At 68.3% G+C, this 23,278-nt stretch carries 22 protein-coding genes and 1 pseudogene; 3 read left to right on the plus strand and 20 right to left on the minus strand.

All coding sequences use genetic code 11. The features are described 5' to 3' along the window. Positions 1-50 precede the first annotated feature (50 nt). From ACFVVI_RS10570 to ACFVVI_RS10640, 15 genes are all read right to left on the minus strand, one after another. Complete coding sequence (locus ACFVVI_RS10570) at positions 51-1,166, minus strand: serine hydrolase domain-containing protein (RefSeq protein ID WP_387445039.1); 1,116 nt, start codon at positions 1,164-1,166, stop codon at positions 51-53. Positions 1,167-1,283: 117 nt separating this feature from the next. Further along, entirely contained in the window at positions 1,284-1,712 is a 429-nt protein-coding gene (locus ACFVVI_RS10575) for a nitroreductase/quinone reductase family protein (RefSeq protein WP_387445040.1), read from the minus strand. Positions 1,713-1,758: 46 nt separating this feature from the next. Then, positions 1,759-2,586, minus strand: a complete 828-nt coding sequence (locus ACFVVI_RS10580) for an alpha/beta fold hydrolase (RefSeq protein WP_387445041.1) — start codon at positions 2,584-2,586, stop codon at positions 1,759-1,761. 347 nt (positions 2,587-2,933) lie between these two features. Beyond that, on the minus strand, positions 2,934-3,269 hold the full coding sequence (locus ACFVVI_RS10585) for a hypothetical protein (RefSeq protein ID WP_387445042.1): 336 nt from the start codon (positions 3,267-3,269) through the stop codon (positions 2,934-2,936). Positions 3,270-3,360: 91 nt separating this feature from the next. Continuing rightward, positions 3,361-3,561: a hypothetical protein gene (locus ACFVVI_RS10590; RefSeq protein ID WP_378629218.1), complete on the minus strand. Its 201-nt coding sequence runs from the start codon at positions 3,559-3,561 to the stop codon at positions 3,361-3,363. A 224-nt stretch (positions 3,562-3,785) separates the two neighbouring features. Then, on the minus strand, positions 3,786-5,207 hold the full coding sequence (locus ACFVVI_RS10595) for a three-helix bundle dimerization domain-containing protein (protein WP_387445044.1): 1,422 nt from the start codon (positions 5,205-5,207) through the stop codon (positions 3,786-3,788). A gap of 219 nt (positions 5,208-5,426) precedes the next feature. Beyond that, positions 5,427-6,017 carry a DUF308 domain-containing protein gene (locus ACFVVI_RS10600; protein ID WP_387445045.1) on the minus strand — a complete coding sequence of 197 codons (591 nt, stop codon included), beginning with the start codon at positions 6,015-6,017 and terminating at the stop codon, positions 5,427-5,429. Then, a complete protein-coding gene (locus tag ACFVVI_RS10605; protein ID WP_387445380.1) occupies positions 6,014-8,323 on the minus strand; it encodes an ATP-binding cassette domain-containing protein in 2,310 nt (769 codons plus the stop codon). Before ACFVVI_RS10605 ends, ACFVVI_RS10600 begins: the two co-directional genes overlap by 4 nt. Positions 8,324-8,462: 139 nt before the next feature. Continuing rightward, the gene (locus ACFVVI_RS10610) at positions 8,463-9,668 is read right to left on the minus strand and encodes a GNAT family N-acetyltransferase (RefSeq protein WP_387445046.1); all 1,206 of its coding nucleotides are present in this window, start codon (positions 9,666-9,668) and stop codon (positions 8,463-8,465) included. An 86-nt stretch (positions 9,669-9,754) separates the two neighbouring features. Continuing rightward, positions 9,755-10,366, minus strand: coding sequence for a 1,4-alpha-glucan branching protein (locus ACFVVI_RS10615; protein ID WP_387445047.1), 612 nt, complete (start codon positions 10,364-10,366; stop codon positions 9,755-9,757). An 8-nt stretch (positions 10,367-10,374) separates the two neighbouring features. Further along, positions 10,375-11,823: a S8 family serine peptidase gene (locus ACFVVI_RS10620; protein WP_387445048.1), complete on the minus strand. Its 1,449-nt coding sequence runs from the start codon at positions 11,821-11,823 to the stop codon at positions 10,375-10,377. A gap of 69 nt (positions 11,824-11,892) precedes the next feature. Beyond that, positions 11,893-12,165 (minus strand): hypothetical protein, encoded by a 273-nt coding sequence (locus ACFVVI_RS10625; RefSeq protein WP_378991692.1) that lies wholly within the window; start codon positions 12,163-12,165, stop codon positions 11,893-11,895. Then, positions 12,162-13,712: a radical SAM protein gene (locus ACFVVI_RS10630; RefSeq protein WP_387445381.1), complete on the minus strand. Its 1,551-nt coding sequence runs from the start codon at positions 13,710-13,712 to the stop codon at positions 12,162-12,164. The genes ACFVVI_RS10625 and ACFVVI_RS10630 overlap by 4 nt, the downstream gene beginning before the upstream one ends. 5 nt (positions 13,713-13,717) lie before the next feature. Next, entirely contained in the window at positions 13,718-14,116 is a 399-nt protein-coding gene (locus ACFVVI_RS10635) for a hypothetical protein (RefSeq protein ID WP_378991691.1), read from the minus strand. Next, complete coding sequence (locus ACFVVI_RS10640) at positions 14,113-14,868, minus strand: prolipoprotein diacylglyceryl transferase (protein ID WP_387445049.1); 756 nt, start codon at positions 14,866-14,868, stop codon at positions 14,113-14,115. Before ACFVVI_RS10640 ends, ACFVVI_RS10635 begins: the two co-directional genes overlap by 4 nt. Positions 14,869-15,099: 231 nt before the next feature. On the opposite strand from ACFVVI_RS10640, the gene ACFVVI_RS10645 reads away from it, so the two are divergent. Beyond that, the gene (locus tag ACFVVI_RS10645; protein ID WP_387445051.1) at positions 15,100-16,812 is read left to right on the plus strand and encodes a glycoside hydrolase domain-containing protein; all 1,713 of its coding nucleotides are present in this window, start codon (positions 15,100-15,102) and stop codon (positions 16,810-16,812) included. 4 nt (positions 16,813-16,816) lie between these two features. Here the strand turns inward: ACFVVI_RS10645 and ACFVVI_RS10650 are convergent, their stop codons facing one another. Both ACFVVI_RS10650 and ACFVVI_RS10655 read right to left on the minus strand, forming a co-directional pair. Continuing rightward, entirely contained in the window at positions 16,817-17,002 is a 186-nt protein-coding gene (locus tag ACFVVI_RS10650; RefSeq protein ID WP_378991687.1) for a hypothetical protein, read from the minus strand. 49 nt (positions 17,003-17,051) lie between these two features. Continuing rightward, positions 17,052-18,002, minus strand: coding sequence for a hypothetical protein (locus tag ACFVVI_RS10655; protein WP_387445053.1), 951 nt, complete (start codon positions 18,000-18,002; stop codon positions 17,052-17,054). Between the two features lie 771 nt (positions 18,003-18,773). Between ACFVVI_RS10655 and ACFVVI_RS10660 the strand changes: the two genes are divergently transcribed. Then, positions 18,774-18,980: a hypothetical protein gene (locus ACFVVI_RS10660; RefSeq protein WP_387445054.1), complete on the plus strand. Its 207-nt coding sequence runs from the start codon at positions 18,774-18,776 to the stop codon at positions 18,978-18,980. A gap of 99 nt (positions 18,981-19,079) precedes the next feature. Here the strand turns inward: ACFVVI_RS10660 and ACFVVI_RS10665 are convergent, their stop codons facing one another. After that, positions 19,080-20,549 (minus strand): FUSC family protein, encoded by a 1,470-nt coding sequence (locus ACFVVI_RS10665; RefSeq protein WP_387445056.1) that lies wholly within the window; start codon positions 20,547-20,549, stop codon positions 19,080-19,082. A 65-nt stretch (positions 20,550-20,614) separates the two neighbouring features. Between ACFVVI_RS10665 and ACFVVI_RS10670 the strand changes: the two are divergent. Next, positions 20,615-21,141 (plus strand): annotated as a pseudogene (locus tag ACFVVI_RS10670) (MarR family winged helix-turn-helix transcriptional regulator). 73 nt (positions 21,142-21,214) lie between these two features. On the opposite strand, the gene ACFVVI_RS10675 reads toward ACFVVI_RS10670, so the two are convergent. Together ACFVVI_RS10675 and ACFVVI_RS10680 are read right to left on the minus strand one after the other, a co-directional pair. Then, the gene (locus tag ACFVVI_RS10675) at positions 21,215-21,559 is read right to left on the minus strand and encodes a DUF1330 domain-containing protein (RefSeq protein WP_387445057.1); all 345 of its coding nucleotides are present in this window, start codon (positions 21,557-21,559) and stop codon (positions 21,215-21,217) included. A 121-nt stretch (positions 21,560-21,680) separates the two neighbouring features. Beyond that, positions 21,681-23,132 carry an amidase gene (locus ACFVVI_RS10680; protein ID WP_387445059.1) on the minus strand — a complete coding sequence of 484 codons (1,452 nt, stop codon included), beginning with the start codon at positions 23,130-23,132 and terminating at the stop codon, positions 21,681-21,683. Between the last annotated feature and the right edge of the window lie 146 nt (positions 23,133-23,278).

Below are 23,278 nucleotides of genomic sequence, written 5' to 3' on the forward strand. Positions count from 1 at the left end.
GTCACCTCGACCTTGCTGCGCGGCGGCCGGCGCCCCGACCAGCGAAGGATTCAGTCGCACAGCGCGTGGGTGAGCATCCCGCCGAGATCGACAGACGACGATGTGCCGGTATAGGCGATGGTGACCGCGAGGCCGGACCCCGTGGCACCGGCGACAGTGGAGAAGCCGGGGATGCCGCCGATGTGGCCGACATACTGCGCACCGCACGGCAGCTGGGTGTACCCGAGGCCGAGACCGTAGGACATGCCGTCACCGTTGCCCATGTCGATGCCGTCGAGCATCTGCGCGAGTTGGGGTTGGGGCACGACCCGACCGGCCAGCAGCGCGAGGAAGAACCGATTCACATCGGCGCCGGTGCTCACCAGCGCGCCCGAGGACCACGGCACCGACGGCTCCATCAGGGTCGTGTCGGTGAGTGTCCCGTCGACGGTGGTGTAGCCGGTCGGATGCGGTTGACGGAGACCGGTTTCGCCGGTGGCGGGCAGGTAGGTATTCGACAGGCCGAGCGGTGTCAGGATGCGGTCGCGCAGTTCGTCGGTGTAGCGATGCCCGGTCACGGCTTCGATCAGCATGCCCGCGACGATGTAGTTGATGTTGGCGTACTCGAACCGGCCGCCGGGCGCGAACTTCGCCGGATGTTCCAGGGCCAGGGCGACCTCCTGAGCCGGGGTGAAGGTGCGGCCGTTCTTCGCCGCTTCGTGTTCGTCGAGCTCCGGGGAGCGGGCCGGCTCGGGCAGGCCGCTTCGGTGGCCCAGGATCTGGCGGACGGTGATCGCGCGCCCGTCCACGCCCGCACCGGTGAGCAATCCGGGCAGATACGTGTCGACGGACCTTTCCAGGTCGACGCGGTGTTCGGCCACCAGCTGCAACACGATCGCGGCGGTGAACGACTTGGTGACACTGCCGACCCGGACATGTTGGGGAACATCGGTTCCGATCGGGGTCGCCGCGCCCGCGTCGGCCAGTCCGGAACCGATAACGGTGTCGGCTTCGTGCGCGGTCAGCGTGGCGATGGCTCCGACGGCACCGGAGCCGACTATTGCGTGGAGGTCGCCGCGCACGCTGTCCACACGAGCCGAGGCGAGGGGATCGGCCGTGCTGGTCGTGCAGGCGGACAAGCCCAGCGCGACGGCGAATATCGGCGCAGTGAGGGTTCGAAAACGCATGATCGAACGGTAGGAAGCCGAGGCCCGCACACGCATCGGACTGCGGTACTACCCCCGTCTCGGTCTTCAGTAGCGGGGCAGGGCGGTCCGGTTACCCTGCCCCGCTACCTCATCCGATCAGTTCCGGCGCAACGCCAGCACCGGAATGGTGCGGATGCCCTTCGTCTTCTCCTCGTATCCGGCGAAACCGGGATACCGTCGTGCCTGCTCGGCGTAGAGGCGGTCGCGTTCCTCGCCGGTCACTTCGGTAACGGTGACCGGAAAGGTCTCGGTGCCGACCTCGGCGTCGGCCGCGCCCGCCGAGATGAGGTTGTAGTACCAGTCGGGATTGGTGGGGGCACCGGCTTTGGACGCGAAGACGTACATGAGCTTCGGGTCGTTCTCGTCGGCCAAGTACATCATCGGCGACACCAGTTGCCGGTCGGTGCGCCGCCCTCGGTGATGCACCAGCATCATCGGCGCACCCTCGAAGGGCCCACCGACGCGCCCTTCGTTGGCTCGGAACTCGGCGATGATCTTGCTGTTCCAGTCCTGTGATTCGCTCATGCCTGGCATCTTCTCCCCCGGCCCGCTCGTGCGCGAGCAACCACGCTCACGGCTCGTCGAGTACTTCCTGCAGGCGGGCGGCGAAGGTGACGGCATCGTTGACGAATCCGATGTGGTCGCCGGGGAACAGGACCGGGTCGACGCCCAGCGCCGATGCCAGTTCCCGCGAGGTGCGATCGCAGAACTGACCGGTGGACTCGGCACCGATCCCGACGATCACCCGGGTCGGGATCGAACGCAGCAACGGCGGGTCCGGTACCCAGGAGGTGGTCGGGCGCAGTTCATGGGCGAACCAGAAACGTTCGCTGGCGACCTGTCGGGGATCGCGGTCGCCGCCGAAGATCTCTACGAGCATCGGTTCCGGGATGGCAATAGCGGCTTGGGCGAAGAACTTTCGCCAGGCGCCGATCACATCGCCGGAGGCGTAGGTGGCGACGATGTCCTCGGTGAGTGAGCGCTGGGCTTCGGCGTCGGGGAGCAGTTCGCGCAGCGGCGCTTCATGGGCCACGACAGTGGTGACCAGGTCGGGGTTGGTCTGGGCCAGGGCCAACGCGGTGACCGCGCCACCGCTGGATCCGAACACCACGGCCGGGCCCGCGCCGAGATGGGTGATGAGCTGGGCGAGGTCCCCGGCGCGGGCGAGCACCGTCGAATCCTGATTCGGGTCGTCGAGGGGGCTGCCGAAATGCCCGCGCGGATCGGCGGTGAGGACGGTATTGGTGGTGGCGAGTTGTTCGGCGGCCGCGGCGAACGAGGCGGCGTTCATCGGGGCACCGACGAGGACGAGCAGCGGTCCCGCACCACGGACCTCGTAGTACAGGCAGGCGTCCGGCACCACGAGGGTGCCGGTGGTGACGGCGGAACTGGCGGTCATGAGGCTCTCCCGGATCTCGGCTACAGGTAGCACTCATACAGACGGTGCGCGCCGGAAGAACTCATCGCTCGCCACGAACATTCTTTTCCGACAGTCTCTTCCGTAGGTCAGGCGAATTCTTGCGGTTGCCCTGGGGTACCGACGTGCAGGCCGTCGCCGATCGCGGACAATGCCACGGTGACGATCGTCGCGTCGAACTCGACGACGAACGGGTCAGCGAGCACACGGTCAGCACGTAGAGTGTACAGACGTGCACTGAATGCTCTTGAGCCCTCCTCGTCGAAGGACGGCAAGTGCGCGAACGCGACGGAGAGAGCCAGCCTTGGCGCGCCCGACGACGTGATGCGTCAGGGACGCTCGGTGGGCAACTCGCCGTACAGCTGCCGCGCCCGAGCAGTCAGCAGCGGCAGCACAACGGTGCGCCAGGTCGGCAGGTCCACAGCTTCGGATCGCCCTTCGACCAGCACGGACGCCTCGGACAACGCGTCGGCATCGTCGACATCGACTCCGGTCACCTGGACGATCTCACGCCGCAGCAGCGTCACGAACTCCGTCGCGGTCTCCGGCGGGACCTGCGCACAGACCTTGTCCCGCACCGCATTCCAAGCCACCGGGTCCGCGGGCGACCCCCAGTTGCGCGGTCGCCGATCGAAGAGCCGGGCTATCTCGGAAGAATCTGGCACCCGCCGAATCCTACCGAGACCCGCTCGCCGCCGCCGCGGCGACTTCCCGCGAACGCCGCAGCGGCATGGAGGAATCCGCGCGGGGGCGCACTCAACGGCGGCGGCGGAGCTCGTCAGCGCTGGCCCGCAGCGTTCCGGCGACCAGTTCACGTCCCTCGTGCGCCAGATCGACCACCTCGCGCGCGCTCTTGCGGCCCGCGTCGCCCAAGATGGCGGCGAGCGCGGTCCCGGTGCGGCGTGCCGCGATGGACAGCTCGTGGATCAGTTCTCGGCCGGGTTCGAATTTGTCCATCTCGGTGGAACTCCATTCGCAGTGCGGGCCAGCTCGGATGCCTGGCAACACATTAGTGTACAGTCGTGCGCCGAACTCGTGTCAACCCCCGAATCCGGCACTACAGTCCACCCGCCACCTGAACACGAATCGGTGCGACGCCGCATGTCCTGAACGCATCCTCCTGGCCACCGGAACACCGGTGCCGCGCAGCCGGGGAGCTGCGCGGCACCGGGGAGGCGAGTTCAGTTGTAGGAGTTGGCAACCCCGTCGAGCAGGTGCTCGAGGGTCTCGTAGGCCGGCACGTCGACGACGTCGATCAGATCGGCGGCCACCGGCACCGAACGTTCGGCGGCAACCGAGGTGAACTGGGCGGTGTCGGCGGTACGGAAGCCGTGTTCGGCGGCCAGGCGACGCAATTCGGCGTTGTCGGTGAGCAGTTTGCCGATCTTGTCGCCGGTGGCGTCGAGCGGGACGAGGGTGTGGCTCGACAGGACCGTCGGGGTCGGATACGTCAGCACCATGTCCGGCTTGATCCGGCCCTTGCCCGCGGCTTCGACGAACTGCGCCTCGTAGATGCAGACCAGCGGGGTCGGGCCCATGCCGTTGGTGAGGTACTGGTTGAACGGTCCGTCGCTGCTGTTGTCGGTGTAACCCTGGGCGAGGAACAGTTTCGACAGTGCCGGCAACACGTGCTGTTCGGCGGTGGCGCCGCGCACGATGGTGTGGTCGTTGGCGACATAGCTGGCGATCGAGAGGTACATGGCCGCGGAGTTCGAGCTGCGCGGGTCGGTCGTCGAGACCAGGATGTTCTTGGCGACCGGGTAGGTGGTGTTGTCGGGCAGGTCGTCCCACTGCACGCCGGTCCCGGCCAGCTCCAGATACTTGCCCATGTCGAACGTCGCGACCGGGCCGGGCTTGATCACCCCGGCCGCTGTGAGCAGGTCCGCGATCGGCCGGTAGGTGGCGATGGCGATCGGTGACGAGAACGGCGTGTACTTGGTGGTGATGTTGCGCTGGCGCTGGATTCGCTCGGCGGCCGGAATGCTCGACGGGAACGCGAAATCGAACGCACCGAGGTCGACGGTGGTCGCGATCTGGCGCGAACCGGCCGGTTCGACCTCGACCCGCAGGCCGTTGTCGGCGAGCACCTTCGCCACGCGCTCGTCGGCGAAGAACGACATCTTCTCCGACCCCACCACCCCGCGCACCACCGTCACGGCGGCGACAGGAGCGGCGGCCGGCGCATCGGCACCGTCGGGCAAGAGCACGACTCCGGCGACGACACCGGCCACGACCACGGCCGCGCCGATCGACAACGGCACCACCGCACGCCTGCTCACCGCCCGCTTCGGCGGTTCCTCGGTGGTGTTCGACTCGCGCGCGATCAGTTCCGCGGCGCGCACGCCGGCCGCGGGGGCAGGAACCCGTACCGTCGGGTCGGGATCGGCGAGTTCGCGGCGCACGATCCGCTCGACCAGGATCGGCACGAACTCCCGGATCGGTTTACCGGTGAATCGGTGGTGCGCGGCGCCGACCGCCGACGTCACCTGGTCGACGGGGACGTTCTCGGACAGGTCTTCGACCAAACTCTCGGTCATGCGCCGCATAGCCAGCTCTTCACGCTGGACGGCATCGGCAGCTACGCCGGGGACTACGCGCGACACCACATTCTCCTGGGCTCACATTCGGGCTGCGGACGCGGCGCGCCGAACAGGGCCCTCCCCGTGCGCACGCCGCGGGCCACGCTACCGTCGCGCAGCACAGATACCCCAGCCGTGAGCGAGGGTGCACGCAGAGTTCAGCGCTCGCTCGACTGCCCGCAATGTCACGTTGTCCGTGAGTTCGCGTAAACCTCGAATCTTGAAGTCGCAGTGTGTGATTCGCTACTGCAGCTCGGTAGCGGCCCGAACCGGCGGCGGCCGTTCCTCGGTCGCGGACCCGCGCGCCGCCTGCATCGCCGCCCGCCCGAGCCCACCGGCGAGCAGTTCCATCACGGCGATAACGACCAGCCCGGCACCGGCCATCGTGGCCAGCCCGGTGACCGTCTGGAAGGTGATCGCGATGATGGCGATGCCGATCGCGGTGGTGGCGAGCCCGCAGAGTTCGTGCGCCCAGCCGTCCTCGACGCTGTCGTCCCACGCGGCGACCAGCGCGTGCACCACACCGCGCACCGACCAGCCGATGCCGATCCACAGGGCCAGCAGTTCGATATTGCCGCCCTGGAAGGCCAGGCCCGCCAAGATCCCCGTCAGTGCGGCGCTGACCAGGACCAGCACCCGCAGCGGGAACGCGATCCGCGCCATGAACGCCAGATACACCTGCACCACGGTGCTCAGGATCAGCGAGACCCCGAACAGCGTCGCCAGCGTGGATTCGTCGCGCCCGGGCCACAGCAGCAGCGCCACACCGAGCAGGAACGAACATCCGCCGGCGACGAGCATCGCGGTGCGGGTCCGATCCGCGCTGCCGGTCATGTCAGCCGCTCCAGCAGGTAGGGCGCAGTCCGACTGACCGCACTGTCCGCCACCTGTTTCGGTGTCCCCTGCGCCACGATCCGGCCTCCCTGCCCGCCGCCGCCCGGTCCCATGTCGATCACGTGGTCGGCCCCGGCGACAACGGTCATGTCGTGTTCGACCACCACCACACTGGCGCCACTGTCGACGAGCGAATTCAGTTGTGTCATCAGGATATCGGTGTCGGCCGGATGCAGCCCGGTAGTCGGTTCGTCGAGCAGGTAGACCGTGCCCGCGCGCCGGGCCCGCTGCAATTCGGTGGCCAGTTTCACCCGTTGGGCCTCACCGCCGGACAGTTCGGTGGCGGGTTGGCCCAGCCGCAGGTAGCCGAGGCCGACATCGCGCAGCGTGCGCAGGGCGCGCGCGACGACGTCGACGTCGTCGAGGAAGTCGGCGGCCTGGTCGACGGTCAGGTCGAGCACCTCGGCAATGGTTTTGTCGCGGTAGGTGATGTCGAGGGTTTCGGGGTTGTAGCGCGCACCGTGGCAGGCCGGGCACGGACTGTAAGTGCTGGGCAGGAACAGCAGCTCCACGGTGATGTATCCCTCGCCCTGGCAGGTCGGGCAACGGCCTTCGGCGACATTGAACGAGAACCGGCCGACGCCGTATCCGCGGGCTTTGGCGGCGTCGGTCGCGGCGAAGAGTTTGCGGACCGTGTCGAACAGGCCGGTGTAGGTGGCCAGGTTCGACCGTGGGGTGCGCCCGATCGGCGCCTGATCGACTTCGACGACTCGCACGATGTCCGGGTCGGCGGCGGCGGTCGTCGACACAGCGTGCAGCAGAGTGGATTTGCCCGAACCGGAGACGCCGGTGATCGCGGTGAACACGCCGAGGGGGATGTCGGCGTCGAGTTCGTGCAGGTTGTGGCTGGTGACGGCGCGTAATCGGAGCTCGCCGGTCGGGGTGCGGGCCGCGCGCGGTGGGCGGACGATCTCGTCGAACAGGTAGGGCCGGGTGACCGAGTCGGCCACCTGCCGCAACCCCTCGACCTCACCGGCGTAGAGCACCTCACCGCCGTTCACACCGGCGCCGGGACCGATGTCGATGAGCCAGTCGGCGTGGCGGACGACGTCGAGATCGTGTTCGACCAGGAACACGCTGTTGCCCGAGCGCTTGAGCCGGTCCAGCACTGTCGTCAGTGCCGCGGTGTCGGCCGGGTGCAGTCCCGCCGAGGGTTCGTCGAGAATGTAGACGACACCGAACAGGCCCGACCGCAACTGCCCGGCCAACCGTAATCGTTGCAGCTCACCGCCGGACAGCGTCGGGCTCTCCCGGTCGACGCTCAGATAGCCGAGCCCGAGCTCGATGAGCACATCGATGCGGGAGGTGAGGTCCTGGGTGAGTACCGCCACGGCTTCCGTGCCGGGGGTATAGGGGCGCAGCACCTCGACGAGTTCGCTGAGCGGCAGGTCGGCGAGCTCGGTGATGTTGTACCCGGCGAAGGTCACCGCGAGTGCTTCGGGTTTGAGTCGTCGACCCGCACACAGTCCGCAGACGGCGGTGTGCAGGTATTCGGCCGCGCGGGCCCTGGTCGCCGCGCTCTTGGATTCGGCGTGCGAGCGCAACAGCAACTGCTTGGCGCCGGTGTAGGTGCCCTGATAGGGGCGGTGGATGCGGTGCGGTTCGCGCACCGGTTCCACTGTGACCACCGGCTTCTCCTCGGTGAACAGGATCCATTCGCGGGCGGCGGGTGAGAGTTCACGCCACGGGCGGTCGATGTCGTAGCCCAGCGCGCCGAGTACGTCGCGCAGATTCTTGCCCTGCCAGGCACCGGGCCACGAGGCGATCGCGCCCTCGCGGATGCTCAGCGACGGGTCCGGGACCATCGACGCCTCGGTGGCCTCGTGGACGACGCCCTGTCCGTGGCAGCGCGGGCAGGCGCCTTCGACGGTGTTCGGGGAGAACGCATCGGAGTAGAGACGGTTGGTGCCCTCCGGGTAGTGCCCGGGGCCCGTCCTGGCCGGGGTGTCGGGATAATCGCCTTCGCGGGACATGAGCATGCGCAGCGTGTTCGAGATCGCGGTGACGGTGCCGACCGTCGAGCGTGACGACGGCGAGGATCGGCGCTGGGCCAGGGCCACCGTCGGCGGCAGGCCGGTGACGGTGTCGACATCGGGCGCTTCCACCTGGTTCAGCAACCGGCGGGCATACGGTGCCACCGACTCCAGGTAGCGGCGTTGCGATTCCGCGTAGAGCGTGCCGAACGCCAACGAAGACTTGCCGGAACCCGACACTCCCGTGAAGGCGACCAGGGCATTTCGTGGCATGTCCGCGTCGACATCACGCAGGTTGTGGACCCGGGCGCCACGCACCCGAACCGAAGAATCGACCTCGTGCGAATCCACAGCTACCCACCGTACTCCCGGGGGAGCAACCTTCGGGGCGAACGCGCCCGTTGCCGAGATATTAGAAGAACCACCCCAATTGCGGGGCACGGTCGGTGGTGAAGGCTTCGTCGAACGCACGCAATGCCTTCGGATCCCCGACGGCGATCCGGTGCGCGGCGGCGAACGTGTTCGCGCGATGGGCACCGAAGTAGAGGGCGCCGAGAATATTGATATCGAAGCCGAGAGTCGCTGTCCGGGTGGTCGGCTCGCACTCGGCGACGCCGTCGCGGATCCGCAGGGCGAAGTTCCCGCCGGCGTCGCGGAACGGATCGCGCACCGCCACGACGGTATCGAGGTCGGCGCGGTAGGCGCGGGCGGTCAAAGCGGCGGGGACATCCATGACCCGCGCCCACAGTGCGTCACCGCGGTGGGTCATCTGCACGGTGCGCGGGTCGGTGAGCATGTAGGCGAGCGGATCGTCGTCGGCGATCTCGGCTTCCACGGTGTCGACGAGGTCCATACCGAGCAGCACCCGCCACAGCGCGGCGTGCGCGTCCGGGGTGACCGCACGCAATTCCCACACCGAGGCGATGTCACGGTTCTCGCGCCGCGAGCGCCGATACAGGGCATAGCCGTCGGCGTGCAGCAGGACGAACAGCGTCGTCGCACCGTGGCGGTGGCGTTCTATGTCGGCGAAGAACAGGTCCCACTTGGCATCCGGCCGAACCTGTGCCCCCGCCGTCACCTGCTGCCAGCGCTCGTAGATCTCGCGGATCCGCGGGGCGGCCTCGTGCAACGTCTCCAAAGTGACGCCACCGGGATCCGGTGTGGTGGAACGGAATTCGGCACGCCGCGGATCGATGGAGATCGCGGTGTCGAGGACGGCCACCTCGTAGCCGAACCGCCCGTAGATCGTGCCCTCGCTGGCGGTGAAGATCGTCAACGGCAACCCGTCGGCCTCGGTCCGAGCATGCTGGGCCCGATACAGCTCGCGCAGGATCCCCCGCCGCCGGTGCGTCGGCGCCACCGCGACCCCCGACACCCCACACGCGCGCACCGTCCGCTCCCCCGGCACCGTGATCGTCATCGTCCGATCCACCGTGTGCCCGACGATCCGGTCACCCTCCACCGCGACCAGTGACCGTTCGACCGGAAAGACCGCTCCCCGGTATTCGTTCTCATCACTCCCGTACCGCATCCCGAACCCGGCCTCCTGCAACCCCGCGATCGCCGCGGAGTCCGCGGGAGTCGCCGTCCGAACGCACACGCTCTTCGCCGATGCCATGCTCGTACCCTGCCACGCCACCCCGCCCCGGCACATCCGGTTTTCTCCCCGGCAGAGCACGTGTCGGTCCGTCACGCACGGCAGCGCTATGCCCAGTCGGTCACCACGCTGATCAACTCGACAACCGGGCCCAGTGCCGAGGGTGCGGCGACCGAACCGGCTCCGCCGACCCACAACGACACCGGCACCCGATGGAATCGCACGGCAGCGGACCCCCAGGGCACATCGGTGTGCGCGACGCCGTCCACAGCCAGGCCGAGGTTGCCGTCGGCCGACACGGCCGGTGTCACAACGACCGTCGGGTCGGTCGTGTCGCTCAGACTCTGAGCCTGAGCGGTCGCGCGGCCGGTCAGCAGATCGATGACGGCGGCGATCGCGACCGGATCGCGGGTCGCGTCGTAGATCCAGCGCCTGCCGAGCACCCCGTGCTCGGCAGTGCCGATCAGCGCCGAGTCGCCGCCGTGCAGCGGTGCCCCGCGATAGGTCATCGGCACCTGATACAGCACCTGGTCGGCACCGGAACCGTCGACGAACAGCACGAATTCGATCCCGACCTCACCGGCCGGGTCGTCGAGACGGAAGCCACCGACTCTGTCCAGGCACGGGGTCGTGCCCAGGTACCACTGCCGACTGGGCAACCACGCCGCGACGAGATCGCGCTTGGACGGGGTGACGGTGGTCTGATGGATCACTGCCATCGGGGGCCTCAGCCTTTCGCGGTCATGGCGCGCACGTCGGGCAGGGTGCCGATGCGCTGGGTGGTCGGACGGCCGGGGGCGGCGGTTTGGGGCGAGCCGGTGGTGCGGAGCAGGGTCCGGATCTGGTCGGGGGTCGCGCGGCCGGGGCCGGTGGTGCGAATGCCCTGGTAGGCGGCGATGGCGCCGACGACGATCGGAGACGCGCTGGAGGTGCCGCTGAATTCGTCGGTGTACCAGAGGTCTTCGTCGGGACCGCCTTGCAGGTCGCCGTAGCCGGTGGTGGTGACTTCGCGGCCCCAGCCCTGGGTGTCGAGGCGGGCGCCGTGGTTGGAGAAGTCCAGGCGCGAGCGGGCGGGCCCGTGGTCGCGGCCGTGCAGGCCCGGCGGTGGGGCGCCCGCACCGACCAGGATGGCACCGGAATCGGCGGAGCCCGCGCGAAACGGGTTGTGCCAGGTGGTGGGGAAGTCGCCGGGGCGGGTGTCGTAGACGGCGTCATCGAGGTTCTCACCGCCGTTGCCCGCCGCTTCCACGACGACGATGCCCCGGCTCACCGCGTAGCGGATGGCGGCGAGGTCGTCGGGCCACCATTCCACCGCGATGTAGCCGCGCTGATCGGGGGTGGCCTGGTAGTCGAATCGTGGTCCGGGGCGGTGCAGTTCGATGAGCACGATGTCGCCGGGATGCAGGGCGTCGGCCGCGGAGCGGATCGCGGCGGCCGAGCCGATGCCGAAAATCGAGATGGCCCTGATGTGGGCGTCGGGTGCGATTCCGGTGACGCCGAATTCGTTGAGGTCGCCACTGATCTCGCCGGCGACGGCGGTGCCGTGGTTGCGCCATCCCAGATCGGCGGAGGCGGTACCGCCGATGACTCCGCCCTGGTTCTGTCGCAGATCTTCGTGGGTGAACCGCCACGCACCCTCGACGTCGATCACCCGCACGCCGGTGCCGAGCCCGCCGGGCCTGCCATGGGCCCACACCGCGTCGATGCCGTGCGGTGCGGCGTCGAGATATGCCTGTCTGACCCGGAAATCGGGTGTCACAGCGGGCGCTCGCGGTGCGACGATGTTCTCCGCGAGGGGTGCCAGCGGCGGTTCGGCCGCCGGCTTGACGTAGGCGGCGGCGACGGTGTCGTCCTCGCGCAGCCGGTGCGCGAGCTCTCCGAGGTCGCCCAGTTCACCGTGCACCGAGTAGTAGCTGAGGTACTCCCCCGCGACCGGCGCCTGCGGGGTGTCGGCAAGGCGGGCCGCGAGCCGGTTGTCCGGGCCGAAGATCGGTACCAAACGCGCGGTGGCCGGCAGGAGCTCGTCGACCCTGGTGCGCACGGACCGGTTCTCACGCAGCGCGATCGGCGTGATCTCCGGGCCGGTCGGCGTGGTGACGACGATCAGTTCGCCCGGCGGGACCGAGGGTGCGGGCACCCCGGGTCGGCGCTGCCTGCTGGATCGGGTGGAGGCCATGGCTACCAGTCAACCGTGCCCCACGCCCGCCCGCTACCGTTCTGCCACACCGGCTTTGGCGACACGCCGCTACCACACCGCGGCGACGGCCCCGATCACGGCGATCGCCCCGACATACCCCAGCACCAGCCGGGTATCGCGCAACCAGCATCGACTGCGTTTCAACCCCGCCCGCCACGCCCGCCAGTATCCGGCGAACGCGAGCGCACCGAACCCGACCACCGCCCACGGCCCCACCAACCACGTCAGCAACGCCACCGTCGCGACCACACACAAGGTCAACGGGTCATGCGGTTGCTGCCCGCGCATCGCCTCCTCGTAGTAGACCCCGCGTTCGCTCACCGCACCTCCACCGGCAACAACGCCCGCCCCGCCGGTGCCGCCGCCGACAACCGCTGCCGCGACAGTGCTGGCCAGGCCTGCACCGCGCAGAACGGCGCGCACTGATCGGCATCGGCACGGGTCCCCACGTGCACGCAGCACTGGGTGAGCCGTTCCTCGATCATCGTCGACATATCCATGAACGGTTTCACCGTGATCCGCACAACGCGTTCCCCGAGCAGTGTGCGCAACCGTTGACGCCGCCCCGGCAACGCCGACGACGCCAGCGTGAGCAGCGTGGACATTCCCAGATCGCAGTTCTCGCAGATGTTTCGCCACACCCGCCCGATCTCCGGATGCGACAGCGACGACTGCTCCGAGAGCAATCCCAGCAACGATTCCTGGACCGCTACCCGCAGTTCGGCGGGCAGCGCCGAGTCCGCGATCCGGTTGGACACCAGTCCCAGCTGCTGCTTCAGTCTCTCGTGTCCGATCAGCGAGACCAGCGACCGCCATTCACCCGCGTCGTCACGCAGCAGGTAGCCCACCGAGCAGCAGTGTGGATGCGAGCACGGCAGTGCGGTGAGGTCACGCCAGGTCACCAATCCGTCGGTCTGGGGGCCGAGTCGGGCCAGCACACCGGTGTGGGTGAGCCGGTTCATCGGGTCGATCGTTCCCGAACGCCCGGACCCGAATTGCGGTTGGATCGAGACCCCGCCGACGAACGGTGTGTCCATCGCGGTGCGCAGGACCGCGCCGATCTCGTCGTCGTTCACACCCAGGGCCACGGTCATCACCAAGGTGGTGAAGACGGCGTTCGACGACAGCCGTCGCAGTGCCTGCTGTTTACGGACACGCAGGTCACCGCCACGGTGATGGCGGGAGGCCTGCGCGGTTTCCCCGTCGTATTGCAGATACACCTCGACCCGGTCGCGATGGGCACGCAGCAGCGCCAGCAGTTCGTCGTCGACGGCGATGCGCAGACCGTTGGTGTTGAGCAGGATCCGGGTGATCGGCCGTGCGGTCAATTCGGTCAGCAGCCGCGCCAACTGTGGGTGCAGAGTCGGTTCGCCACCGCTGAGCATCAGCACGTCCAAGCGCCCGTTCTCGCGGGCAAGGCGCTGATCGACATTGGCCAGCACGTCCTCGACCGACACCACCCCGCGCAGTTCGGGCGAGGAGTCGGCGAAACAGGTGGGGCAGCGCAGGTTACAGCTGTCGATGATGTCTTCGAGGAGAATGCAGGTGTGCTGGGTCTGCATCTCGGGCAGGCCCAGCAGATACGCCGAGGGCACCGGGTCGAAATTGCCCACGGTGTCGGGCAGGTGCGCTTTGGTCGGAGCGGTCCATTCTTCGAGGTAGGCCAGGATTTCGGGGTCCTCGTCGTAGAGGGTGCGCACCATGCCGTGGGTTCGACACCCTCGTTCGAGAAAGACCTTCCCGTCGCGTTCGGCGAGCCACCCCGACAGTCTCGCGACATCGGGCAGCGCGGTGTCGGGGTGTTCGTCGTGGCAGCGGGGACAGAACGCGGTCACGTAGCGCAGGATCCGATCGCCCCGCAACGGCATCCCGGTCATCGCGCCATCCCGAACATGCCCGTGTACAGCTCCGGATTGATGGCCGTGCACAAACCCGCCGTGCACACCGTGACCAGCGACCACCCGATCATCAGCCCCATCCCGAACCCTTTGGGCGCGGGCCGTTTGCGCCGGATCAACAGCCAGCCACCCCCGAATGCCGCTGCCGCGCTGACCACCGCGGTCAGCCCGAACAGCGCTTTGGTCGCGGCGTCGTCATCGAGGGAGGCGACGACCATGAACACGAAGAATCCCGCCATCGCGTTCGCCACGATGAACGCCATCGCCCCCGCCAACGCCATCGCCGCGACCTGACCGCCCTGGCCAGGCGGTTTCCCGCCTTGCTGCGGCGGTGGGGGCGGCATGTTCGGTGGTGGGCCAGGAGGAAAGTTCATGCCACGACCTTTCGTCGAAGTACACCGTCGTAGTTCCCGCGCCGGTAGCCGATGCTCCAGCGCACCGCGACCAGGACCAGCCCTGGCACCAGGAACCATTGCGGGCGCGTCAGATCCAGCCATACCGTGTCGTTGGCGCGGGTGAACTCGACCAGGAACCGGAAGATCGCATACGCCCCGACGTAGAGGGTGAACAGCTCACCCGGCGTGCTGATCCGGTCTCGCAACCACCACAGTGCGCCGAAAACGGCCAACTGGAACACGATTTCGTAGAGAAAGCTCGGATGCATCGCGACACCGGCCACGCATCCCGGGCACTGCGGCACCGTCGCGGGTGCGTGGATCGCCCATGGCAGGTTCGTCGGCCGTCCCGGTGCCTCGGTGAGCAAGCAGCCGACGCGCCCCACCGCCATGCCCAGCGCCACCGCGGGTGCGAACAGGTCACCGGTCCGTTCCCGATATCCGATGATCTTTTTCGCGATCAACACGCCCACATACGCGCCGAACAATCCGCCGAGCACGCTGCGCGCACCGAACATCCAGCTCTCGTACGGATCGAGGGTCTCGAACAGACTCGACAACCGCATCCCGATCGCCCCACCGACCAGTGCCCCGGTGACCGCGACCAGGGACTCTTCGCGCAGCGCGTCGCGGCGCCTGCACTCGGCCACGAACACCACCGCGGCCACGGCGACACCGAGCGCGACGAAGAACCCGTGCGTCGGGATCCCCCACATCAGCTGCGCCACCATGGCGAAAGGTTAGCGGGCCCACGGGCGGGCACGCGTGAGTGAAACTACTCCCGAATTCGGGTACTACCCTGTTCGTTGGTGAACGCCGGTGCAGGAGTGAGTGTTTCGTTTAGAATGATGCACGGTGAGATCCTCACCCCGGTGCCGATCCTCGGGTACCAGCGTCAATCATCGCGATAGTTCCACCATCTCGGAATTCCATCGGATACGCAGCCATACAGGGGGTCAATCATGTCTACAGCTGTCGATTTCGCGGCCAGGCTCATCGAACCGCGGGCGATCGTCGCGGCGGGCCATTCGGCGGTTCTCGCCTACATCTCACCGAGCAGGCCGGGTGCGAACTTCGGTGCCAAACCGATCACCGCCGACTACGCTCGCGCGCTCACCGCCGCCGGGCTCGACATCGTCTCCATCTGGCAGTACGGCAAACCCGGCGACGCGACCCCCTCGGACTGGACTACCGGTTTCGAGGGCGGTCGCCGGATGGCCGAACAGGCGTCGGCCACCCACCTGAGCGTGGGCGCGCCTGAACACGCACCGATCTTCTTCGCCGTCGACGAGGACATCTCGCTGTCGCAGTGGAACAGCACGGCCGTGGAGTTCTTCCGGGGCGTGAACTCGGTACTGGGGACCGCCTGGACCGGGATCTACGGGCATTCGCGAGTGTGTGCGTGGGCGATCGAGGACGGGGTGGTCGGCGCACGCGGGGAATTCAGCTGGGCATGGCAGACGCGGGCCTGGTCGGGTACCGAACGGGAACCACGCGCGGTGCTCTACCAGCGGGTGATCGACACCCCGAGCAACCCCGGACCGATCATCGACGGCACCCGCGTCGACGTCAACGACATCCTCGCCCCCGACTTCGGGCAGTGGGCGCTCGACCGTTCGGTATCGGTACCTAAGTTCACCGAGATCGACCGGCTCGGACCCTCGCACTCCCCGCGCGAGGGCGCCCGCATCACCAATTTCCTGCTGCACACCCAAGAGGGCAACGGCACCGCCGAATCCCTTGCCGCCTACCTCAACAACCCCGCCAACGGGGTGTCCTACCACTACACACTGCGCGACGCGGTGGTGGTGCGCGTGGTGCCCGAGGAGCTCGCGTCCTGGTCGGTGCTCTCGGCGAACCCGTTCACGGTGAATCTGTGCTTCGCGGGCAGCCGGATCGCGTGGTCGCGGCAACAGTGGCTGGCCATCGACGGCGACCTGCGGATCGCGGCGTTCCTCGCTGTCCGCAGCGCGCACCGGCACGGGTACTCGACCGAGGTGATCGAGCCGGATTACCACGTCGGCGACGGGATCTCCGACCATCAGTACGTCACGAGGGCACTGGGCATCGGCTCGCATACCGATGTGGGCCCGAACTTCCCGTGGGATGTGTTCGCCGCCCACGTCGCCTCGTTCGCCGACGGGACCGGACCGAACGCGATCGATGTCCGTGCCGCCGCGTCCCCGTGGTTGGGCGCGCGGCGCACCGACGGCGAACTCAGCACACCGGACGGGGTGGGACGTTTCGCCGAATTCGAGCACGGCTACGTGTACTGGCATCCGAGCACCGATGCCCACGCCGTCCCCACCGCGGTCATGGACAAGTACGCGGAGTTGGAGTGGGAGACAGGCCCCTTGGGCTATCCGACGGCCGAGCACACCGAACTGCCCGATCCGCGCGGGTCCGGCCCCGGGCTGGCGCAAGCGTTTCAGGGCGGCATGGTCTACCGGCGCGCCGGCCAACCCGCGTACTGGGTGCACGGTGCGATCGGTGCGCGGTGGGCGGCGGCCGGGTACGAGAACGGCGAGCTCGGCTGGCCGGCCTCCGACGAGACCGCCCACGACGACGGGGTCTACCAGGCGTTCGAGTTCGGCCGGATCTACTGGGTGCCCGAACAGATCGTCGCGCTGCGAAATTCCGGCGAACCCGACACTCCGCTGCCCCGGCCCGCGTGAGAGGTCAGGCCAGCAGGATCGCGAGGGTGGTGGCACCGGCGCCCAGTAGCAGTGCCACCACCACCAGGATCGCGATCAGTCGCGTCCGTGAGGTCGGTCCGGTGTAGGTTTCGTCGGCGTTCAGCATGTCGTCGATGTCGATGGCGGCGAACTCACGCGTCGATTCGAGAGGGCCGGGCTGCTCGGTCATGTGCGTGACGCTAGTCCAGGTCACTGCTCGCCGCCCCCGATACCCCCGCTCATGTTTGCGGTTGCGGGGTGCGGGTGGTGGCGAGGAGTTCGTCGAGCTGCGCTTCGGCGCGTTCGGCACGGGCCAGCGTTTGTTTGCGGGCGTCGTCGAGCGCGGCCCACCGTTCGGCGGCTTCGGTGCGCACCTGCTCGAGTGCGGCTGCCGCCTCGTCGCGGCGTTGCTGGGTTTCGGCGGTGGTGGTACGGCGCAGCTCGGCGAGTTCGGTACGGGTGCGGTCGAGTTCACCGCGCGCGGTGTCGAGTTCGGTGCGGGCCCGGCGCCACTCCTCGCGCGCTTCGGCGGCGGCCTCCACGCGTTCGGCGGTGGCTTGTTCGGCGCGTTCGGTGGCACGGTCGGCGTCGGCGGCCCGCTGGATCGCCAGGTCCCGTTCGGCGTTCGCGGCGGCGATCCGGGCCTCGGCGTCGCGGCGCTGGTGCGCGATCTCGGTGTCGGCGCGCTGTTGGGCACGAGCCACGGTGTCGTCGGCTTCTTGTCGCGCCACGTCGATGTCGTCGGCTGCTTGCTGGTGTGCCGCACGCACTTGCGCCTCGGCGTCGCTGCGCGCGGCGAACACATCTTCGGAGGCTTGTCGGGTGAGCGCGTCGACCGAGGCCACGACTTCGTCCCTGGCCGCGAGCGCTTCCCCCACCGCCTGTTCGGCGTGTTCCGCGGCCGCCACCGCCTCTTCGGCCACCGATTCCGCCAGTGCGCGTGCCTCTTCGGCCTCGCGCCGCGCTTGTTCGGCCGCCACAGTCGCCATCTCCGCCTCGGCGATCCGGCGAGCCGCGTCGGCTTGGACCGCCTGGACCTGCGCCTCGGCCACCGACGGATCCCCGATTGTCTGCAGCTCGGCGACCGCTGCGTTCAGCGTGGTCCCCAGCTGCTCGGCCAGTCCCCGAAACTGCCCGAGCAGCTCGTCGGCCCGCAGACGCGCCACCGTCACCGGCCCCTGAGCCGTCACAGTGACGGTAGGGGCCGCACTCTCGGACTCCTGTTGCTGCCGTTGCCTTTCCCGCCACGCCCGCCACCGCGTGTGGTCGGGGTGATCGCAGTACTCGGAGGGACGACCCGGCCCACCGGCGCGGGTAATGGGACGGGCACAGCCCGGATAGTTGCATACGCTCGACACGGGTGAATCGTAGCGTTGGTTTCGTCGATACGTTACGTATTACACGAAACGAAATCCGTGTCGCCCCTTCGCGAGTCAGATCCGGCCATGCCCAGTCTGACCTCCGATAAGTGAACATTATCGGTGGTCAGGATCTGAGATCGTTTCGAATGACCTTGAATGATTTACGTTTCCGTTTGGTCGCAGACAACGAAACGTAATAGCTACGGAACTCATGAAAAACTGTGCTCGCCTGTACGGGCGTACCAATGACCGATTCACTGTGAGCTCACGGCCGATTCAGCGGCTGCACGAAACCCACGCCCGGAAAATCAGATGCTCACCCTTGCCAATCGACATAGCGTCACCCGATGGTCCGCCGCTCAAGGCAGCACACGGTTTCGAAGCTCAGGACGCCCCTGGGCGGGAGACGACCGCGCCTGTTGCCGGTGGTGGGTTCGCTCGGGATCGCCACCTCGGCGTGCTCATCGCACTGGCAGCGGTCTCCCCCGTGACTGCCACCTTCTTTTCGATGTGCGCTGGCCGTGTCCGCACTGTGGCGGCTCGCGCAGGGAACGTCGTCGGGACGGTCCACTGTCTCGGCGGCCGGTCATGGTCGCGGCGATGGCCGGGGTCCTGTTCGCCGCTGACGGGCTGAGCAGCACAGTGAATGCCGCCGTCCTCATGCTGGTCCCGGTCGGCGCGCTGGACTCGGCGGCGCTCTTCCTCGATGAGAACCCCACGCAGCTTCGACTATTCGGATGCGTCGTGATGCTTGCCGCCGCCTACACCGCGGCGACTCGGGGCGACCACCGTCGATCGCTTGGTTGATCGGAGCCGGTGTCCGGCAGCGGGCTGCTCACCTCCGATCTCGCGTTGCCGGAACGGAGCACTCAGGCCGTCGCCCGCGCTGTACTCACCGTGCCGATCTCACGGACGAACGCGGGTGGCGCCTTGCCTCGTGTCGATGGCCGAGGAGGTGTGGAGGTGCTGCAGATCCGAGCGGCTGATCGTCACGGCCGCGATGACGACGCCGACCGTGACGCCGATCAGGGTGTCCACGATCCGGCTGACGCCGATCTCGGGCGAGAGGTGCACCCCGAGGCCGACCATCAGCAACGCCATCGGCGTGACCGCCAGTGAGGTGAGCGCGTAGCTGCGGGCGGCCATCACTTCGGCGCTCACCTGGAACACCACAATCACCACGGCCGTCGCCCAATACCCCAGGCCCGCCGCGATCAGCAGCGCCCCGATGACCGCGCCGCCGACATTGCCGAGCAGTCGCTGGATTCCACGCTGCACGGTCATCGCGTACGAGACACCCTGCATCGCGGCCATCGCACCCATCGACGCCCACAGCGGATGGGTGAGCCCGGCGGCCGCCGCGAACCACCCCGCGCAGGCCGAGGCGAGCGCGATGCGCGCCGCGTTGCCGAGGACCGCGCGTGAGCGCAGTCCGGACAGGCCCGTCGCCAAAAACCCCTCGGGACGCGGCAGCGCGGACGCCCCGACTTCGGCGCCACGGTCGAAAATGATGCTGCGCCGCTTGATCTTGCGCAGTTCTGCCTCGTGCCCGACCACGTCGAGCAGTCGCGTTCGGTCCCCCGCTGTCCAGTCGTCGACCGCGGCCTCCGCCTCGTCGAGCAAGGTGATCAGGTCACGGTGGTGTCTGGCATCCCCGCCCCGAACACCGCTGAGCGCCACCTTCTCCCGCGCGTGCGCGATCGCGACGCGGGCCGGTTCGACGGACCCACCGCGATCGAGCGCGGCGACAGTCGAGAGCGCCCGGGCGACGGCCAGCCGGGCGGGCCCCAGGGGCAGCACCAGCAGTGGCGCCGTCTGCGCGAGCAGTCCCACCGCGGCGCCGATCGCCGCGGCCGAGCACACGCGGACGACATCGCCGGGGGCACTCACGTATCCGATCGCCGCGGTGGCCGCGAAGACGAGGATCACCGGGCCGGGACCGGTGATCCGGAATGCCGATACCGACATCGCCGCAACCGCGGCACCGACCGCCATCAACGCGACCTCGGCCCACATCGGCACGTGCGCGAGGGCGAGCAGCCCACCTCCTGCGACGAAAGCGACGACCAGGACACCGACGAGCGTCACCTTGGCAGCGACCCGAACCATCGGCTCGTGCCGCGCGAAAGCGGAGGCCAGTGCACCGAGTACCGCGAAGCCGACGTACTGCCGCAAATCGAACAGACCACAGCCGACGAAGACCAGCGCTGCGGCAACGCCGACGCGCAACGAGGCCGCCACGGTCGCGTCGGCAGGCCGCACTTCGAGCGCGCGCCGCCAGGTGGATGCGGAGACCGAGTGCGCCAACGCGCCACGGGAGTGCCGCAGCCGGGTGGCGGTGGGCGGGTTGTGTAGGTCGGAAGTCGCGGCAGGCACGCTGCCATCCTAAATGTATTTTACTAGTAAAGTATATCTGAAATAGTGTGAGACCGATCGCTAGGATGAGTACATGGCCGACACCTCCCCCGACTTCGTCGACGGCGTTCGAGCCGAATGGGCCGAGACCTATCCCGAGGTGGACACCTCCACGATCGAGGTGATCGGGCGGATCAACCGGATCAGTTCGCTGGCGCTGCACCAGCTCGACCGGGCACTCGCGCCGAGGGGCGTCAACCGCGGCGAATTCGACATCCTGTGCGCCCTGGCCCGCGCCGGCCGCCCACTGCGCGCCAGCGAGGTGACCGCGAGGACCGTGACCAGCGGCGCTTCGACCACCAAGCACGCCGACCGGCTGACCAAGATCGGACTGGTCGAACGGCTGCCGTTCGAGCGCGACGGCCGGGTGGTGCTGCTGCAGCTGACCGCGGCCGGGCGCGATCTCGTCGACACCGAACTGCCCAGCCGCGTAGCACGCGACCATCGGCTGCTGGAAGGACTCGATGAGCAGGAGCGGCAGACGCTCGCGACCCTGCTCCGCCGGGTATCGCGCAACACCGACGCGGCCGCCTGGCCGGCCCCCGGATCATGAGCCTTCCCGGCGGCCTTGGCCGTCACAGCTGCGCACCGCGTCGGAGGGTGATCACACCGGGACTGCTCGGACCTCAGCCGCTCAGCGCGGCACGCATGGCCTCGGCGGTGGTGGCGGGGTCGTAGTCCTCGGCGACCCCGCCGACCAGGATGATGTCGCCCTGGATGTGCCGCGAGCGCAACGGCGCGATCTCCTGGTACGCCGGTGAGTCCCACCAGGCGCGTGCCTGGTCGATCCCCGGGAAGCCGATCATCACGATGCCCCCGCTCCAGCTGCCTTCCTTCACTTCGTGTGGTGTCACGTGCACGAGAAAGCGGCCTCCGTACGGCTCGAAGGTGGCGGGAATGCGCTCGATGTAGTCGGCGATGTCCGCGTGCAGCGGGGCGTCCTGCAATCTGGCGATGGCGTAGGCGGTCATGATTCTCCTCGGCTCCGTTGCGGCTCGATGCTCGAAATCGCGTTGTCGTCACCAAGTTAGGTGGCCGACAGCGATCCGGAATCTGTCGTCTATAGGTACTGAGGAGACAGCCGCCACGGCTCTACTGCGGCGCCTGGAAGCCGCCGATCTTCTGTTCGAGCAGTTCGGCAAGCCGCAGTGGGGTGCGGTCCTCGAACTGCGGGCCGATCAGCTGCACCCCGACCGGTAGGCCCTCGGGTGAGCGTCCCGCCGGGATGGCGGTGGCGGGCAAGCCGGGCATCGTGGCAACACCGGCCCAGACAAGCTGGTCGAGATACGGGTAATCCACACCGTCGATATCGAGCCGGCGGCCCAGCAGGTCGGGGTCGTGATCGTGGGCGAACGCGGGCGTGGGCGTGATCGGGCACACGACGGCATCGAATTCGGTGAACAGTCGCCGCCAGCCGGCGCGGTGGAGTTCGCGACTGTTGTTCGCTTCGAGCCAGTCGCGGTGGCTGAACACCAGCGCGCGTTGGCGCACCGCGACGAGACTGCGATCGTCGACGCTCAGCTGTGCGACTCGGGTCCGTAGTTGCTCGTAGGCGTCGACGGGAAAATGTGCGCCCGCGCCGGCGAACAGCAACTGCATGTAGACCGTCGCGGCTTCGGCGAGATCCGGCAGCAGGGAACTGTGTCGTGCCACGCGGGCGCCACTGTCGACCAGCGCGTCGGCCACCCGGTTCACACCTGCGCGCACCGCGGATCCGGTCGGGATGAGCGGATGCTCGTCGAGGATCAGGACACGGAAGTCGGCGAGTCGCTCATGGCGCGAAGGCGGTAGTGCCAGGTCGTATGCCACACCGTTCGTCAGCGGGTCCGGTCCCGCCATGACGTCGAGGAGCAGGGTGAGGTCGCGAGCCGTACGCGCCATCGGACCGACGACCGCGAGGTCGAGATCGGTCGGCAATGCCGTCGCGGGCGGTGCGACCATGCCGCGGCTCGCGGCCAGCCCGAGTGTCGGCTTGTGTGCGTAGACGCCGCAGAAATGCGCGGGGGTGCGCAGAGAACCGCCGATGTCGGACCCGATGGACAGCGCACCGAATCCGGACGCCAATGCCGCCGCGGACCCGCCGGAGGATCCACCGGGGGTGCGAGCGTGATCCCACGGGTTGTTGGTGGTGCCGTAGATCTCGTTGAAGCTCTGCACGTCCTGCAGTCCCAGCGGCACATTGGTCTTGCCGAGCACCACCGCGCCCGCAGCGGCGAGCCGCGACACCTGCACCGCGTCCGCGGGCGGAGAGTAGTTCGCGAATTGCGGCATGCCCCAGGTCGTGGGAAGCCCGGCGATGTTGTAGGACTCTTTGACCGTCACCGGAATTCCGAGCAGTGCGCTGTCGGCACCGCGGGCGCGTGCCTGGTCGGCACGGTGTGCGGCCTGCCTCGCACGGTCGAAATCACGCACACAGATCGCATTGATCGCCGTGTCGTCACGCTCGATACGGCCGATTGCCTCCTCGGTCAATTCTACCGATGACACCGCACCCGCCCGCAGCGCGGAGACGAGTTGTTCGGCCGATTGAAAGCTCCACTCCATGAATCCGACCGTACCGAGCTGCCGTGGGCTCTCGCTCTCGCTGCGCGCGCCCCTGTCCGCCAGATATGGCCAACGGTTCACCCGCACTGAGGAATTCGCGTCCAGGTTGTGCCGTCGACAGAGAATCATCCCAGTTCACAGCGCCG

This window comes from Nocardia sp. NPDC058114, from assembly GCF_042884695.1.
Classification (GTDB): domain Bacteria; phylum Actinomycetota; class Actinomycetes; order Mycobacteriales; family Mycobacteriaceae; genus Nocardia.

Excerpts from the sequence above, each read along its gene's own strand:
- ACFVVI_RS10570 (WP_387445039.1), bottom strand. The coding sequence starts at position 1,166 with ATGCGTTTTCGAACCCTCACTGCGCCGATATTCGCCGTCGCGCTGGGC.
- ACFVVI_RS10575 (WP_387445040.1), bottom strand. The coding sequence starts at position 1,712 with ATGAGCGAATCACAGGACTGGAACAGCAAGATCATCGCCGAGTTCCGA.
- ACFVVI_RS10580 (WP_387445041.1), bottom strand. The coding sequence starts at position 2,586 with ATGACCGCCAGTTCCGCCGTCACCACCGGCACCCTCGTGGTGCCGGAC.
- ACFVVI_RS10590 (WP_378629218.1), bottom strand. The coding sequence starts at position 3,561 with ATGGACAAATTCGAACCCGGCCGAGAACTGATCCACGAGCTGTCCATC.
- ACFVVI_RS10600 (WP_387445045.1), bottom strand. The coding sequence starts at position 6,017 with ATGACCGGCAGCGCGGATCGGACCCGCACCGCGATGCTCGTCGCCGGC.
- ACFVVI_RS10605 (WP_387445380.1), bottom strand. The coding sequence starts at position 8,323 with ATGCCACGAAATGCCCTGGTCGCCTTCACGGGAGTGTCGGGTTCCGGC.
- ACFVVI_RS10610 (WP_387445046.1), bottom strand. The coding sequence starts at position 9,668 with ATGGCATCGGCGAAGAGCGTGTGCGTTCGGACGGCGACTCCCGCGGAC.
- ACFVVI_RS10615 (WP_387445047.1), bottom strand. The coding sequence starts at position 10,366 with ATGGCAGTGATCCATCAGACCACCGTCACCCCGTCCAAGCGCGATCTC.
- ACFVVI_RS10620 (WP_387445048.1), bottom strand. The coding sequence starts at position 11,823 with ATGGCCTCCACCCGATCCAGCAGGCAGCGCCGACCCGGGGTGCCCGCA.
- ACFVVI_RS10630 (WP_387445381.1), bottom strand. The coding sequence starts at position 13,712 with ATGCCGTTGCGGGGCGATCGGATCCTGCGCTACGTGACCGCGTTCTGT.
- ACFVVI_RS10635 (WP_378991691.1), bottom strand. The coding sequence starts at position 14,116 with ATGAACTTTCCTCCTGGCCCACCACCGAACATGCCGCCCCCACCGCCG.
- ACFVVI_RS10640 (WP_387445049.1), bottom strand. The coding sequence starts at position 14,868 with ATGGTGGCGCAGCTGATGTGGGGGATCCCGACGCACGGGTTCTTCGTC.
- ACFVVI_RS10645 (WP_387445051.1), top strand. The coding sequence starts at position 15,100 with ATGTCTACAGCTGTCGATTTCGCGGCCAGGCTCATCGAACCGCGGGCG.
- ACFVVI_RS10650 (WP_378991687.1), bottom strand. The coding sequence starts at position 17,002 with ATGACCGAGCAGCCCGGCCCTCTCGAATCGACGCGTGAGTTCGCCGCC.
- ACFVVI_RS10660 (WP_387445054.1), top strand. The coding sequence starts at position 18,774 with ATGGCCGGGGTCCTGTTCGCCGCTGACGGGCTGAGCAGCACAGTGAAT.
- ACFVVI_RS10675 (WP_387445057.1), bottom strand. The coding sequence starts at position 21,559 with ATGACCGCCTACGCCATCGCCAGATTGCAGGACGCCCCGCTGCACGCG.
- ACFVVI_RS10680 (WP_387445059.1), bottom strand. The coding sequence starts at position 23,132 with ATGGAGTGGAGCTTTCAATCGGCCGAACAACTCGTCTCCGCGCTGCGG.